The organism is Myxacorys sp. (genome assembly GCF_059501405.1).
In genome coordinates this window covers 24,655-39,146 of sequence record NZ_JCACCM010000036.1, presented here as the reverse complement: position 1 = coordinate 39,146, position 14,492 = coordinate 24,655, and the positions used below count along the sequence as shown (strand labels likewise).

12 protein-coding genes are annotated in these 14,492 nt (G+C 48.5%); all 12 read right to left on the bottom strand.

What is annotated here, in order from left to right:
• Positions 1-176 precede the first annotated feature (176 nt).
• Positions 177-2,312: a hybrid sensor histidine kinase/response regulator gene (locus tag AC5I6P_RS03210; RefSeq protein ID WP_495692316.1), complete on the bottom strand. Its 2,136-nt coding sequence runs from the start codon at positions 2,310-2,312 to the stop codon at positions 177-179.
• Positions 2,273-2,719 carry a response regulator gene (locus AC5I6P_RS03205; RefSeq protein ID WP_495692315.1) on the bottom strand — a complete coding sequence of 149 codons (447 nt, stop codon included), beginning with the start codon at positions 2,717-2,719 and terminating at the stop codon, positions 2,273-2,275. The genes AC5I6P_RS03210 and AC5I6P_RS03205 overlap by 40 nt, the downstream gene beginning before the upstream one ends.
• Positions 2,673-4,979, bottom strand: coding sequence for an ATP-binding protein (locus AC5I6P_RS03200; protein WP_495692314.1), 2,307 nt, complete (start codon positions 4,977-4,979; stop codon positions 2,673-2,675). The genes AC5I6P_RS03205 and AC5I6P_RS03200 overlap by 47 nt, the downstream gene beginning before the upstream one ends.
• Before the next feature lie 301 nt (positions 4,980-5,280).
• A complete protein-coding gene (locus AC5I6P_RS03195) occupies positions 5,281-5,721 on the bottom strand; it encodes a response regulator (protein WP_495692313.1) in 441 nt (146 codons plus the stop codon).
• Positions 5,722-5,934: 213 nt separating this feature from the next.
• On the bottom strand, positions 5,935-9,867 hold the full coding sequence (locus AC5I6P_RS03190) for a PAS domain S-box protein (RefSeq protein WP_495692312.1): 3,933 nt from the start codon (positions 9,865-9,867) through the stop codon (positions 5,935-5,937).
• The gene (locus AC5I6P_RS03185) at positions 9,860-10,165 is read right to left on the bottom strand and encodes a helix-turn-helix domain-containing protein (RefSeq protein WP_495692311.1); all 306 of its coding nucleotides are present in this window, start codon (positions 10,163-10,165) and stop codon (positions 9,860-9,862) included. The genes AC5I6P_RS03190 and AC5I6P_RS03185 overlap by 8 nt, the downstream gene beginning before the upstream one ends.
• On the bottom strand, positions 10,156-10,425 hold the full coding sequence (locus AC5I6P_RS03180; protein ID WP_495692339.1) for a type II toxin-antitoxin system VapB family antitoxin: 270 nt from the start codon (positions 10,423-10,425) through the stop codon (positions 10,156-10,158). The genes AC5I6P_RS03185 and AC5I6P_RS03180 overlap by 10 nt, the downstream gene beginning before the upstream one ends.
• A 151-nt stretch (positions 10,426-10,576) precedes the next feature.
• Positions 10,577-10,993 carry a PIN domain-containing protein gene (locus tag AC5I6P_RS03175; RefSeq protein WP_495692310.1) on the bottom strand — a complete coding sequence of 139 codons (417 nt, stop codon included), beginning with the start codon at positions 10,991-10,993 and terminating at the stop codon, positions 10,577-10,579.
• On the bottom strand, positions 10,990-11,238 hold the full coding sequence (locus tag AC5I6P_RS03170; RefSeq protein ID WP_495692309.1) for a hypothetical protein: 249 nt from the start codon (positions 11,236-11,238) through the stop codon (positions 10,990-10,992). Before AC5I6P_RS03170 ends, AC5I6P_RS03175 begins: the two co-directional genes overlap by 4 nt.
• A 181-nt stretch (positions 11,239-11,419) precedes the next feature.
• Positions 11,420-12,895, bottom strand: a complete 1,476-nt coding sequence (locus tag AC5I6P_RS03165) for a GUN4 domain-containing protein (protein WP_495692338.1) — start codon at positions 12,893-12,895, stop codon at positions 11,420-11,422.
• Positions 12,896-12,948: 53 nt separating this feature from the next.
• Positions 12,949-14,052: an NACHT domain-containing protein gene (locus AC5I6P_RS03160; RefSeq protein ID WP_495692308.1), complete on the bottom strand. Its 1,104-nt coding sequence runs from the start codon at positions 14,050-14,052 to the stop codon at positions 12,949-12,951.
• Positions 14,053-14,130: 78 nt separating this feature from the next.
• Positions 14,131-14,412: a hypothetical protein gene (locus AC5I6P_RS03155; protein ID WP_495692307.1), complete on the bottom strand. Its 282-nt coding sequence runs from the start codon at positions 14,410-14,412 to the stop codon at positions 14,131-14,133.
• Between the last annotated feature and the right edge of the window lie 80 nt (positions 14,413-14,492).

The window sequence follows — 14,492 nt, the reverse complement described above, 5'->3', positions numbered from 1 at the left end:
TAAACCCATCTGTAGAGTGACAGATTGTTTGACTGTAGCGATGAATTATTTGTCAAACTTAAAGTCCGGTCGCCCGATCTGTCGCTTTACCCATAGGGTATGGGGATAGAGCAGCCATTTACTTCAGGTTAGAGGAACAAACCTTTCTACCCTATTATTTCTTTCTACTATTTCTATTATTTATTGTTGTGACACAACCCGTTCTGCAGTGTATGCAGCAGGTCTTTAGTTGTAAATGGCTTGGGTAAGAAGCTTTGGAATCCCTGCTTTTCAGCTTGCGTTACTGCTTCGATCGATCTTAGACCGCTCATGGCGATCGCTTGAACGTGAGGATTCAATCGGCGCAGCAAAGGGAGAGTCGTCAGCCCATCCATTGAGGGCATCATTATATCCATCAAAACGCCGCTGATAGCATCCTTGTGCTCAGCAAATAGAGCGATCGCTTCGATTCCATCATTGGCGGTTAATACCTGGTAGTTATAGGCTTCCAGGGTAGTTTTCGTTACTTCGCAGATGGCAACCTCATCATCCACCACCAAAATCAATTCCTGTTGCCCGCTCAATAGCTCAACTTCATCATCCATTTGAGACTCAATGGATTGGCTTGCGGGCAAAAATACCTGAAACTGGCTACCTTTACCAACCTCGCTCTGAACATCCACAAATCCACCATGGCTCTTGACAATGCCCAACACTGCCGAAAGTCCCAGTCCTGTACCTTTGCCAATGTCTTTCGTCGTGAAGAAGGGATCAAAAATGCGGTGCAAATTTGACAGGGGAATGCCCATTCCAGTATCTGCGATCGTGATGACAACATAGGGACCAACGCTGGCATCCAAGTGCATCCGGGTATAGGATTCATCTATCAGCAAGTTGTTCGCGGTAATCGTCAACTTGCCTCCGTAGGGCATGGCATCACGAGCATTAACGCACAGGTTCATAAACACCTGGTGCAGTTGGGTTGCATCTCCTAGAATTGGCAGCAAGTCCGGCGAAATATTTGTATTAATGTCGATCGATTTGGGTAGAGTTTGTTGAATGATCTGAATGATTTCGAGCAACAAATGATGGATTTGAAGCGACAGCCGTTTGCCTTCTACCCCCCGTGTAAATGACAGAATTTGTTTGATCAGTTCTGCTCCCCGGTGGGCGCTGGTGTCTACCGCCTTCAGCATTTGTCGGGTTGAGTCGTTCAGGTCGGGTAGTTTCAGCGGCAGTAGCTGCACCACGGCCAGAATCGGCGTCAAGATATTATTGAGGTCATGAGCAATACCGCTTGCTAGGGTACCTAGGCTTTCCAAGCGCTGGGCTCGCAGGAACTGTGCCTCCAACTGTTTTTTCTCAGTGATGTCCATGTGGATGCCAATCATCCTCAGGGGTTTACCTGTCTGATCATGGAACAAACTACTTTTAACCGCAATCCAGCGCACTTCTCCATCTGGCAGAATGATCCGAAATTCGGTGTTCAATCCCTCTCCCAGCTTGATCGCCTGCTCCAACTCCTGTTCTGTTTTGGGGCGATCGTCTGGGTGAATGGTTTTAATCCATCCGTCATATTGATTGGCAAAACTGCCTGCTGCCAAACCGTATAGCGCTTCTAGTTCGGCAGTCCAGGTGACTGCATTGGATTGAACATTCCACTCAAACGGGCCAATTCTGCCCGCTTTTTGAGCCAGTTCTAGCCGCTCTTGAATTTTTTGGCACCATTCAATTTCTTGCCGCAGTCGTTCATTGGCGGTTTCTAATTCGGCTGTGCGCTCTTGAACTCGCGTTTCTAAAATCTCGTTGGCTTCCCGCAGAGCCTCTGCCCCCTGCTTGCGCTCGATCGCGTAGTGCAATGACCGAACCAAATTATCCTGATTTAGATGTCGCTTCACCAGATAATCTTGAGCACCCTGTCGCACCGCTTGCACGGCCAATTGGTCATCGTTTGTGTTGGTTAAAACGACGATCGGTAAGTTGGGCGCATGCTGAATCAACGCATCGAGAGACGCTAAGCCATAGCTATCTGGCAATGTCAGGTCAAGCAGGATGACATCAAACAGAATGGTATCCAACGGTGGTTGCTGGACGTTGACGGATTGAGAATGGGTTGGTTGAAAATTGACTGAGGCGATTGAGGTTGACGATTTCAGCAAAGCGATCGCTTCTCCCAACCGCTGTACATGAGTCAGGTTAAAGCGACTGAGAATTGCTCCTTTGAGAATCTCTTGTAGTAAGCGGGCTTCTGCTAGATTATCTTCAACTAGCAGAATATTGATGAGAGGTCTGCCTACCGTTCCTCCGATGGCAGCGTTGCCGTTTCCAACCAAAATTCCTCAATCCCCCGGACGATTTTGAATAACTGAGGCAAATTTCGCGATTTCGAGATGTAGCAGTTTACATGGAGATCGTAGCTCTTAGAAATGTCCTCGTCGTTGCGAGAAGTCGTGAGAACAACGACGGGAATGTGCTTGAGATTGGGGTCGGCCTTAATCTCTGCTAGCACTTCCCGCCCATCTTTTTTAGGTAAATTCAGGTCTAGCAGGATGAGGTCAGGGCGCATTGCCTCTTCATACTCCCCATCCTGCCGCAGATATGCCATGGCTTCCATGCCATCACGAGCTACCACCACCTGACATTGGGCAGTGGTGCTCTTTAAGGCTTCCTGAATTAACCGAACATCACCCCGGTTATCTTCGACCAGAAGGATAATTTTGGTTTTTGCGTCCACTGGCATGACGATCGCGCCTTCCTACCGGAATAGTGAAATAAAAGGTTGCACCTTTGCCGAGTTCAGATTCAACCCAAATCCGTCCCCGATGGCACTCAACAATCTTCTTACAGATGGCGAGCCCCATGCCAGAACCGGCGTACTCATCGCGGGTATGCAACCGCTGGAAAATCACAAAGATGCGATCGGCAAACTGTGGATCAATCCCAATCCCATTGTCTTTGACCGAGAATAACCAGGCATCCTCTTGCCGCTGCACGCCGATGTGAATTTTGGGCAGCTCGTCTTTTTGCCTGAATTTAATGGCATTGCCAATCAAGTTCTGGAAGAGCTGCATCAATTGGGTGCCATCTGCCACGATCGTCGGCATCGGCTCAGAGGTAATCACAGCGCCCGTTTCCGTCGTCCGACCGCGAACGTTCCCTAACGCCTGATTGAGAGCGGTTTCAACTTCCGTCAGTTCCCACTCAATCCCTTTCAGATCGACTTTGGAGTAAGCCAATACATCATCGATTAAGGTTTGCATGAGGCTAACACCTTCAACGGCAAAATCGATGAAGTCCGTAGCATCCTGGTCAAGATTATCGTGATAGCGCATCTCTAACAGCTGCACATAGTTCGCGACCTGGTTCAGCGGTTCCTGCAAATCGTGGGAAGCAACATAGGCAAATTTCTTCAACTCTGCGTTTGAACGCTCCAAATCTTGAGCTAACAGTGCCAGTTCTTCTGCTTGCCGCAGCACGATGTTAACGATCGCCTTTCTCAGCTCTAGCGTGGCTTTGACCTCAACCTGCTTCCAGGGTAGAGACTTCAAGCGCACCGTCTCTTTCCACAGCTCAAACGACTTACGGGGACACAAGCGCGGATGACTACCGGATTCGATCAATTCATACGCCTTATTGGGGTCACCTCCCCAGTTCACCGTTTGAATCACTTCAGGACGGAACCACAGAACGTAGCTCCGCTTCGAGATCGGAATCGCCAGTAAGCCACTCGCCACATCCTTGAACCGTTCTGCATCGGAGTAAATCAGCGGCAGCGAATCGGTGTAAAAGATTTCCTCATCAACCGTTTTTCCTAACCAGTGAACTAGGTAGTTGAGTTCCTCTTCACCAGGTGTCCGACCGATCGTCGTCCACTGTCCACTTAAACAAATGGCAGCACCCGTTGCGTCGGCTAAATCTAACAGGTTTGGCTCATGTTGCATCAAGCCATCAATAAAATTGTCCTCTTGGGACATGGATTCAATCAACGCCGACTGAACCCCAGCTAGCTTCATTTTGTAGCTATGATCTGCCGCTTCTTCACGGGTAGAAATTTCGGCAAAAATGACTCGCCCCAGAAATTCGCAGGCCTTTCGCAGTTCATAGTTGACTAGCTTGGGCGTCTGATGGTGGCAGGCAATTAGCCCCCAAAGTTTCTGGTCTTTCATCAGCGAAATCGTGAGTGACGCACCCACTTTCATGTTGTGCAGGTATTCCATATGGCAGGAATAGGGGCTACGCAAAATGGAAAGCGTCAGATCGAGCGGCTGATTGGTAACCGGGTTCGCCGCCGGATAAAGTGCAACAGGTTCAGCGTGAGCGTCAGGAATGACGCGAATCCAGTTGGAGACGAACATTTTGCGGGCAGGCTGGGGAATATCTGACTCTGGAAAATGCAGCCCCAGATAAGGCTCCATTTCATCCAGTTTTTCTTCGGCAACCACTTCACCATGTCCATCATCGTCAAACTTATAGAGCATGACGCGATCGAACCCCGTGACATTGCGAACTTCTCGCACAATAATTTGGCAGAAATCTTGCAGACTAGAGGTTGCCTCTAGCTGGTTAATAGAGGCTTTTGCCAGATGGTAGAAGCTGAGAAAGGGAATATTTTCATGGCTTAGAGCAGGCTCTAATTCCAATATCAAAAAGCCGTCAGCACTGCGATGAAAAACAGCATCAAACACTAGATAATCATCCCCTTTCCGTCTCACCCAGACCTTGGTGGGATTAATCAGATCCAGGTTTTCCTGAGCTAGCCCAGTCCTAAAGCGATCGACCTGAAACGAATCGAGCACCTCATCTAGCGTTCTGCCCAAAACGTCTTCTGCCTTAATACCAAGGGCTGTAGATGTATTCTTACTGGCTTGCAGAATCTTTAAATCGGGTTCTTGTAGAACCAGCAAAACTCCATGAGGTTGAATTTGCGTCAGGGTATGAATTGATGGCTGTTTTAATCGAGTTAAATTAATTTCTTGAGTCTCTAAATTCATACCAACCATGATTAGCCTCCACAGAGCCAAAGTACAAATTGAACTGAAATAAAGCAAACCTGGAGGGCATGAATTTACTAATATGCTTACCGATAAATCTACCTACCGATATATGCATTCGATTTTTAGTCCTCCGTCAGCAGCATATCGCAGAAAATTGTGGATCGTGGGGCGGGAATTCTTAAATAAAAGAAAGCTTCCATTGACTAAAAAAAGAAATATTTTCTTACACGATATAAACAATTTATAAGTTTGGTTTTGATTATAAAAATCGGCTTTTTTTAATAAAACTTCTTGTGTATGAAAGTCTCTACTCCACTGGAAGAGTTACAATTCCCAACCAAAATTCTTCAATTCGCTTAACAACTTGAAATAGTTGATTGGCATCAAAAGATTTGATCACATAACAGTTGCCCTGCTGAGCATAGCTGTTGAAAATATCTGCTTCCTCGGTAGAGGTCGTTAATACCACAATTGGAATTCTCTTGAGTTGCGGATTTGTTTTAATTTCTGACAGAATTTCTCTGCCATTTTTTCCTGATATATTTAAATCTAATAAAATTAAATCTGGACGAGCAGCGGACACATAATTTTCCCGTTGGTGCAGAAAGTCCAACGCCTCTAATCCATCCGCGATCGTGACAATTTGGTGCTGGATTGAATTACTACTCAATACCTCTTGAATCAATTGAGCATGATCAGGATTACTTTCTATCACCAGGATGGATAGGGCTGCTGATGAATCTTCCATAGAATTTGAAGTAGTAACTTTTACTCCATCTTCCTACAAGATATAGCACTCCTACACATGACCCTACTGCTTGCCCTTCAACAGTGAGCTTTCAACAGTGAACTTCAACAGTGAGGTCGTAGAGTTGGCCAGGAGTGCTAACCAGATGAAACGTAAGCGCATGGTGCGAGAAGTCGTATTATCTTTTCCTCATTGCAAGATTTGCAGCGATCGCTAAGCAGACCGAATCAGACTAGAAATCGTTTGAATTAATTTCTGCGGTTCTACTGGTTTAGAAATGTGTTTCTGGAACCCTGCTGCCAGCGCCTGTTGCTGATTCATTTCCCCAGCATAAGCCGTCAGCGCGATCGCCGGGATTTGCCCGCCTTGTTCTGGTGCTAACGTTCTCACCTGCTGGATTAACATATAGCCATCCATCTCTGGCATGCCGATGTCACTCAGCAGGACATCAGGCGTTGATTGGGACAGAACGATCAGGGCTTCGTGTGCTGAAGCGGCGGTTCTCACCTGTGCCCCTTGCTGTTCCAATAAAAACGCCACCAATTCACGAGAATCGGTTTCATCATCCACTATGAGAATGTTGATGTTATTCAAAGCGACAGGATTCTCAGGCAGTCGCTCGTCCTGAGTCGCTTTTGATGCCGCCCGCATCAGCGGCAGTCGGATTACAAACGTTGCTCCCTGTCCTTCTCCGGGGCTTTCAGCCCTAACTGTGCCCCCATGCAGTTCGACGAGGTGACGCACGATCGCTAGCCCTAGTCCCAGTCCACCAAACTTACGGGTCGTCGCCCCATCTTCTTGCCGGAAGTATTCAAATACATAGGGCACGAACTCAGGCTGAATTCCCTTCCCTGTATCGCTCAGAGTGACTTGAGCCTGATTCCCCACCTGTTCTAATTGCACTGTCACCCGACCCCCTGCGGGAGTGAACTTAACAGCATTGGAAAGCAGGTTCCAAATCACTTGCTGTAAACGAGTCGCATCGCCGGATACGTTCCCCACTTCTGGGTTAAGACGGGCTTCGACTTGGAGCGATTTCGCTTCTGCCGCAAGTCGCATCGTTTCCATCGCCGCTCGAATCACCACCGCTAAATTGACCGAACTCACCGTAAGGGACAGTTTGCCTTGTAGAATCCGGGAAACATCTAGCAGATCTTCAATCAATTCCGATTGCAGGTTGGCGTTCCGTTCGATCGTCTTCAAGGCGTGCTGGGTTCTTGTCGCGTCTAGATTGCCCTTCTGCAATAGTTTTGACCAACCGAGAATAGGGTTGAGCGGCGATCGCAACTCATGAGATAACACTGCCAAAAATTCGTCTTTGATGCGGTTGGCTCGTTCGGCTTCCTCCCGCGCCGCCTGTTCTTGTTCTAAGAGTTTTTTGCGTTCGGCTTCAGCTTGTCGCTGCTCAATCAGGTCAGCCGCCTGACGCGCTAGTAAATCCAGAAATCGCAGTTCGCGCTCCGTCGGTCGGTGATGGGTGCGCCAATGGGTTGACACCATGCCGATCAACTTGCCGGAACGAGAGATGAGCGGAGTAGACTGAGCAGAGAGCAACCCAGCCTCGACATGAATTCGCCGATAACCATTTGGGTCTTCGCTTTCTGGCACATCAAAATCAACAAACGATCGCTCGCCAGTTGCCAGGGCAATGCCACAGGATGTATTGAAACTGGCATCAATGCGATCGAAGCAATCGAAATGCCCAGCTATTACCTGACTAAGGCCCTGCGTAGCAAGCAACAGCAGTTCTTGCGTCGCGGTATCGAGCACTTGAAATGAGCCAGCATCCGCCTGCATCAATGCGATCGCAGTCGTCACAATCTCGTCGTAAAGCACCTGAACGTCAGATTCGCCGAGCAGTCGTGCGCTCAAGTCACGCAAGAGTTGGGTATCTCTAAGGTCTGCGGCGACAGCGGCTTCGGCTCCTTTGCGTTCGCTGACGTCGATAATAAATTCCACACCTTCAGTTCCGTTGAGGCGGAATGCCGCGAACAAACCCCACCAACGCGAACCATCTTTGCGGATGTATTCCTTTTCGTAAGGCGTTGTGCGCCCCAGGGTTAAAAATTCCTCGATCGCCCTCCAAGAAGCGGGCATCCACTCTGGTGGAGTCAGTTCGTCCCATCGCACTCGCCCTTGCTCAAAATCCTCACGGCTGTAGCCACTCATGCGGAGAAACGCGTCATTGCAGTCGGTAATGACGCCCTCGGCGCTAAAGAAAATTACACCAACTGTTTCGATGGAGATCGCCTTTTGCAGCCGCGCTTCCGATTCGCGCAACGATTCTTCTGCCTGCTTGCGATCGCTGATGTCCTTGAGGAAAACTGCTACCTTGCGCTCGTGTGGCTGGCCGACGCGGAAGGCGTAAACATCGTAAAAACGCTTAAGCGCACTGGCGTAGTTTTCAAACCGTGTGGGTGTCCCCGTTAGCGCAATTTCGCCGTAAATCTCAAACCAAGGTGCGTCGTGCTGCGGCACTAACTCATGCATTGTTTTGCCAATCGCGTCCACAAGTCCCGTGTGTTTCTCAAATGCCGGATTGGCTTCCAGGAAGCGGTAATCGTCTGCTTTTCCGGTTTCATCAAACAAAACTTCGATGAGGCAAAAGCCTTCGTCCATCGACTCGAACAGCGTGCGATATTTTTCTTCTGAACGGCGAATGGCTTCTTCTGCTTGTTTGCGATCGCTTAGATCAACAGTGACCGCTAGTAGGGTACGTGGACGCCCCTGCTCATCGTCGAGGCGGGTGAGGCTGCTGTTTGCCCAGACGATCGTTCCATCCGAGCGCAAGTAGCGCTTGTCAAGTGAGACCGGCTCGCCAGTTTCAACCAGATGTTGAAGAGCCTGGAGGCTCTTGGGCACGTCTTCGGGATACGTAACACCGAACACGCTTGCCGCTAACATATCCTGACGCGATCGCCCCAGCATATGACACATCTTGTCGTTGATCCGCTGGAAATGTCCATCGAGCGAGACTTCGGAAAGCCCCACCGCTGCTCGTGAAAAGATCGCAGATAAGTGCTCCTCACTCTTACGCAAGCACTCCTCAGCCTGTCTGCGTTTGTCTTCGCTCCGCCTGCGCTCGGTGATGTCCCGCGAGATGCATAACAGCCGTTCAACTTGCCCATTCGGAGAGCGGATGGGAGTAACTTTGTTATCCCAGTACTTGAGTTCGCCGGTCATCGTCGGGCGATACCCTTGAAAGGTACAAACCTCTCCTGCTTTTGCCCCTGCGATCGCCTCGATGGCCGCTTGCTGAGCTGCGCCTTCCCAGAACGTAGCCCAGGGCGTGTTGAGGAACGGCGTTATATCCTGGATGCCCAGCAGCGCTTGCCCCGCCGGACTCATGAACAGAATTCGCCCCTCTAAGTCCAACACCTTGATGCAGTCATCGTTACTATCGAGGATCTGCTGACTCACCTCCTCGCTTTGGCGCAATGGCACTGCTGATTGTGCCTGTTCTGTATCCACTTTCTGCGATCGCTGCGCGTCCTCAGCCTTCTGGCGCACCTGCTGCATGCTTTGGAGGGCAGCAGCGGCAAAGCCAGCTAAACGGGTCATTAACCGCTGATCCTCTAAGTCAAATCGACGTGCCTCATCATGGGACAAAAGCCACAGCGTGCCCAAGGGTTGATGGTTCACGCATAGCGGAATTACCAATCCTTCGACGATCGGACACTGAGGATGGTGCAGATAGGTGAAGTAGCGTTCAGGATAGGCATATAGTTGGGGCTGGTTACTGCGAAGAGTGGTGCAACAGAGACTAAAATCACCTGGGGTTGTGGTGTGCTCTAAATCTGTGAATGCTCCTGCGGTTCCTTCGGAGTTGGGCTTTGCGCTAATCGCGACCCAACGGAAGACGGATTCACCATCCGGCGCAGTTTCCAGTAAGCTGACTCCCGCAGTGCCCGCTTGAGCGAGATCAAGCACGATTCCAACGAGGGTTTTGAGCATCACCTGCGGGTCATCTGTGAGCTGCTGGGCAAGGATTTGAAGTGCTTGGATTTCCGCTGCTAAATCGGGCTGCCGAGCTGGACGACTTGCCAATTCTGCTGTCATGAGGACATCGGCTTCAGTGATGTCTAGAGTAGTATTTTGAGATAAACCACTGCCTGAAGGGACAGAGCGCTGGAGTCTATCAGTCATATCGTCTCCGTCCTTGCTGTGAAAAGTATTTGGCAAGCAGACCTTTGCCAGAGTCGCCCATCTGGTGCAGCAATTGCTCAACCTGCTTCAACGCAAGCACGTATCCGTGTAGCGAAGCGATCGGTACGGGCTTCGTCCGCCCGTTCTCCCAACGATTAACGCTCTGAAATGAAACTCCTAGCTTCGTCGCAAACTTGGCTTGTGAGAGTTGCAAGCGTTGTCGCGTTTCCCGCACGAGATCCACTAGCGTTGGTTGTTCGGTTCCTTCGGAGTTGCGCTTTGCGCTAATCACAGCCATAAAGCACGAACTAGTGAATGCAATTCACTAGATATGACATGTAGTATATCAACTGTCTTCCCTCGTAGGACACAGGGAAGACAAGCTAACCCTTGTTGTTTGTAGTCATAGTTTGGGTCGTAATCGATTGCGCCAAATAATTCTAGAAGCTGCACTTGCTTGCGCCGCTGAACGTATTCTTGCAGGGCAGCTTCGATGACGGCTTGTTCGGTTTGATGTTTGCCCAGTGCCAGCGCTTCTTGAATTAAGGTGTTGTCAATCTCAAGTTTAGCGATCGTGGCAATTGCTTTCCATTTGAGTCACGTCTTTTGCTGCTGGTGCTGTTTGTTTTCTAGATTATATAGCTGGAGTCAGAAGGGTTAGGACAAGTGTTGATTGGGAACCTCTACTCTGTTAACTGTCTAGCTGTTGCTAACTGTTTAGTTGTTGCAAAAGGTTAGCGATCGATACAACTGGAATGAGGGTCGTTTGAAAGTCTCTGGGATTGCGAGTGACAATTGCATCTAAGCGTTGAGCTACGGCACAACTAATTTGGACGGCATCTTCAAAATCAGGGAGTCCAGAATTAAATGCTGTCTCAAGGACTGATTGAGTGACTGGACAAACCGTAAGCAGGGCAAGCGTTCTTTCAAAGATTTGTCTTGCAGTATCAAGGCTTTGGGTTTGCCGTCTACAAATATAGAAGATATCTGTGGCGCTTGATGCTGAGAAAAAGCCTTCCACGTTACTCTCTGCGATCGCATCAAAGAGTTGGCTGCTTTCTACATAAAATGGGTCACGTTCGAGAAAGAAATCAAGGATGATGTTGGTGTCGAGCAGAAGTTTCACGTCAAGTATTTCTCCACCAAACGCTGTTCGCGCATTGCGTCAATTTCTGCATCGGTAGGCGCAGGTTCGCCAGGTTGTTTTAGGCAACCTCGAAGTTGTTCGACTAATGTGCGCTTGTCAGGTTGAGTGAGGGCTTGTGGTTGGGCGATATCGTGTTGCAGCGATTGTGTGATGGTGTTGAGTAGTGACAATCGCTCTGCAATGGATAGCTGCTGAACTTGTTGTTCTAGTTCTTGCAAGGTCATAGCAATGTCTTTGATTTGTTTTCTTTAAGGTAGCACTGCGTTTCCTTCGGAGTTGTGCTTTGCGCTAATCGTTGTGCAGAGGCGATTGCAAGGTAAGAAATTTCTGAAACGCTGATTCTATCGTTGAAATCAACGCTGCAAAAAAACTAAATAAAACGCTAGGACTTAGATATGCTACAGTTCACAAGTCTCTGCGAGAGAAAAGAGACCAACTAACGGCCCACCTCCCCCAACTTATTACACCCCTCAAGGGTAAGTGTCCTCTTAAAGCGGAGGTATCAAAAATTACTTCGTTAGGATAGTCTACGTAGTTTCCGTTTTTCATCCAGGCGACTCGATCGCAGAACGCTTCCCATTTTCCCTCGTAATACTGACTATCCAACGGATTGCCGCATTCCACATAGATTTGCTTTTGGACGCTAAATCCAAAATGTCCGCCACTGAATTTTACCCACAACTGGTCGATGATGCGGAGATCTTCGCAGGGAAATTTCTGAATACTTTTGACATCCAAATATCGTTTTTCTTTTCGTCCTGCTACTTCTAGCATGACGTTATCTGTTTCTTGGTCGGCTTCTTGCCATCGTCCGTTTGCTAAATAACTGAGCAATGATTTGTAGTGGTTCGGCAGTTCCTCACGCACAATTCGTAAGGTTCGGTCGTTGCGAGAGTCTTCTGAAACGGTGAAACTGTCGCGATCGTTGATCTGTTGCAATTCTGCTTCAGTCGGTAAACGATAGTCATACACGACATCATCCGATTGCAGACTTGCCTGAGTTGCCAACCATGCACAAAACCATCGTGCATCTTGCCAAGAAATGCCTGTCACAGGGCGACTCTCACTAACCGACAGAGGCATACTTTTTGCTTGAGAATGAAACTGTCCATCGGCTTGGGCTGTCATAAATAGATGGTACTCTCCAATCGTGATGACATCTGAAATAATCCTGTTGTCATCAAGACTGGCTAAGCGATCTCGAAACCGTTGCTCGAGTTGCACCTTTGCTCCTAATGCACCACTTAAATCAATCGTTTCTAGTACTTTGGTTAAGCGATCGTAGGTCTCATCATCCACCTTACTGCCTTCATCTATTACGATGCGATGTGCCAATTGCAGGGCATAGTCTGTGCGGTTGTCCAAAGCAACCTGTACAAATCTTGTCGCATTTCGCAGCGCCGCATAGAAACAGATCACTTCCTTCCAATCGGAGTTATGGAATTGCTCGATTAAACATTCGCCGTCATGGTGTTCATACACTTCGACCGCCGCTAAATATTCCTGAAAGGTTTTATGAGTGAACTGGTAGAGATGACTCGCCACAATATCGCTTTCAGCACCCGCCAGTAACCCAGCAACATCTTGAATCTCCTGCAAAAACTTCTTGGGTGAAAGCTCTGCACTATATTCCAATAATTTGGCTTGAATCCATTGCGCTCCTTCTTGTGGCGTGAAGTATGTTTTCTGCTGCTGCATTAAATTCAATGCCAACACCTGCAACACCGCTTGATTTTCTTCTGCAATCGATAGTGTTAACTTCGTATCTCGACGACGAGGACGCAGTTCTAACAGTGTTTTGAAGATCTCTTGATACAGTTTTGCTCGGTGCTTGGGTAACGTCAGCGACGTTTGATAGGTAATCGCAATAATCGTGATCAATAGCGGATTATTTGCCAACTCATTCAACGCTGGATTGAGCGCCAGTTGATTAATTAGTTCCGTTGCTCTCTCGTTCGCACGATGCTCAATTTGGGCTTCAATCTGCTCGCGATCGTCAATCGAATTTCGCCCCGAATCCCAGTATTCTCGCTCATCCGCACGATACCACTTGTGAATAAAGTCCGATTTTTGCTCTCGATTAAAGTCTTTGATTCCAATCTGCTGAGTTTGCTCAAACAACGTACTATCGTAGCCGTGAGGTCGATCAAAATCAAGGGTGTGGGATAGTGTTGCATCTGCCAGTTTGCCCAACGGCTGACTTTCTCCCGTTGAGCTTCGGGCACTTCATCCAAGCCATCTAGCATGACCAAACATTTACCATCTTGCAACTGCTCTCTAAACCATTGACTCGATGTTCTCAAGTCCTCGCAGCGCGGCAATTGTCTTACCTCGTCTGCAATCAGATCTGGCAGTGCTGGCGTGCGCTGGTCTTGAATTTTTGGATAGAGCGATCGCAGCAACAACAACACTGGAATCAATCGCTGAGCGTGATGCTCCCGATACGTTTCGTTAGAAAAACTTAGGGTGAGATATCGCGTCAGCGTGGTTTTGCCATAACCCGGATCAGCTACGACTGCCAACCGACACACGCGATCGCTCTTGTGTTGCTTTTTCGGTAACAAATCCCATATCTGTTTACTACGATCGCGATAAGTTACTGAAGTCGAATCGTCACCCAACCAAAGCGGCACAAAAACTTCGTTTAAAGGAACCCGCTTTAGGTAACTTTTAACCCCTTCAATCTGCAATTCATCGCAGTAAATCTTGAGCGCTTGGAGATATTTCTTCTCAAATCCAGAAACTTGACTCGCAACGCTGTCGCCCCTTTTAACAACAGAATTGCCCATGCGATCGAGTTCTTCCTCAGCCCGTTTGTGCATCGGTTGAAGTAATCTCGTGCCGTAGTAAGCAACTCCCGCCAATAGAGCAGATAGGAACGCCTTGGGCAGATCGCTATCTTTGAACCCCGCCCACAACGCATTTAATCCCCCGCCCGCTACGATCGCTTTGAGAATCCAATCTGCAATCTGCTCTGAGCGATTCGGCGACTTAGATTCGGCGTTAGAGTCAGATTTTGGCGCTGATTCTTCGGGCATGAGGGGCTTCTGAGTGTAACTTGCCTTCTATGCTACCTTGTGCCAGTTCTTATCGTCTTTAAGTAGAAATTACTGATATCAACTCTGTGACATGAAGCGCAATTGGCTTTGCCAAGCTTCAGAGAATCGCACCCCCACCGTAGTCGTCGTCATGAAGCTCGTCGTCGTCGCTGCAAAGCTCGTCGTCGTTGTCACGAAGCTCGTAGTTGTCGTTATCAGGCTCGTGACGTTCCTCGTGAATCCCGCAACGTTCGTCACGAAGCTCGTAGTTGTCGTCACCAATGTCGTAACGTTCGTCACGAAGCTCGTAATTTTTTCAGTAAAGACACGGGTAGACCCCAAGCGGGTTCGGAAAATCACGAGATCTGCTCAAAAAACTTCATCAAAAAAATATAGCTTTTTGCGAGATGTACTCATCCAGTTTGCGAATCGCAGAAGAC

Coding starts and splice junctions, on each gene's coding strand:
- AC5I6P_RS03205 (WP_495692315.1), bottom strand. CDS start 2,719: ATGCCAGTGGACGCAAAAACCAAAATTATCCTTCTGGTCGAAGATAAC.
- AC5I6P_RS03170 (WP_495692309.1), bottom strand. CDS start 11,238: ATGACCTTGCAAGAACTAGAACAACAAGTTCAGCAGCTATCCATTGCA.
- AC5I6P_RS03160 (WP_495692308.1), bottom strand. CDS start 14,052: ATGCCCGAAGAATCAGCGCCAAAATCTGACTCTAACGCCGAATCTAAG.
- AC5I6P_RS03185 (WP_495692311.1), bottom strand. CDS start 10,165: ATGGCTGTGATTAGCGCAAAGCGCAACTCCGAAGGAACCGAACAACCA.
- AC5I6P_RS03200 (WP_495692314.1), bottom strand. CDS start 4,979: ATGGTTGGTATGAATTTAGAGACTCAAGAAATTAATTTAACTCGATTA.
- AC5I6P_RS03195 (WP_495692313.1), bottom strand. CDS start 5,721: ATGGAAGATTCATCAGCAGCCCTATCCATCCTGGTGATAGAAAGTAAT.
- AC5I6P_RS03190 (WP_495692312.1), bottom strand. CDS start 9,867: ATGACTGATAGACTCCAGCGCTCTGTCCCTTCAGGCAGTGGTTTATCT.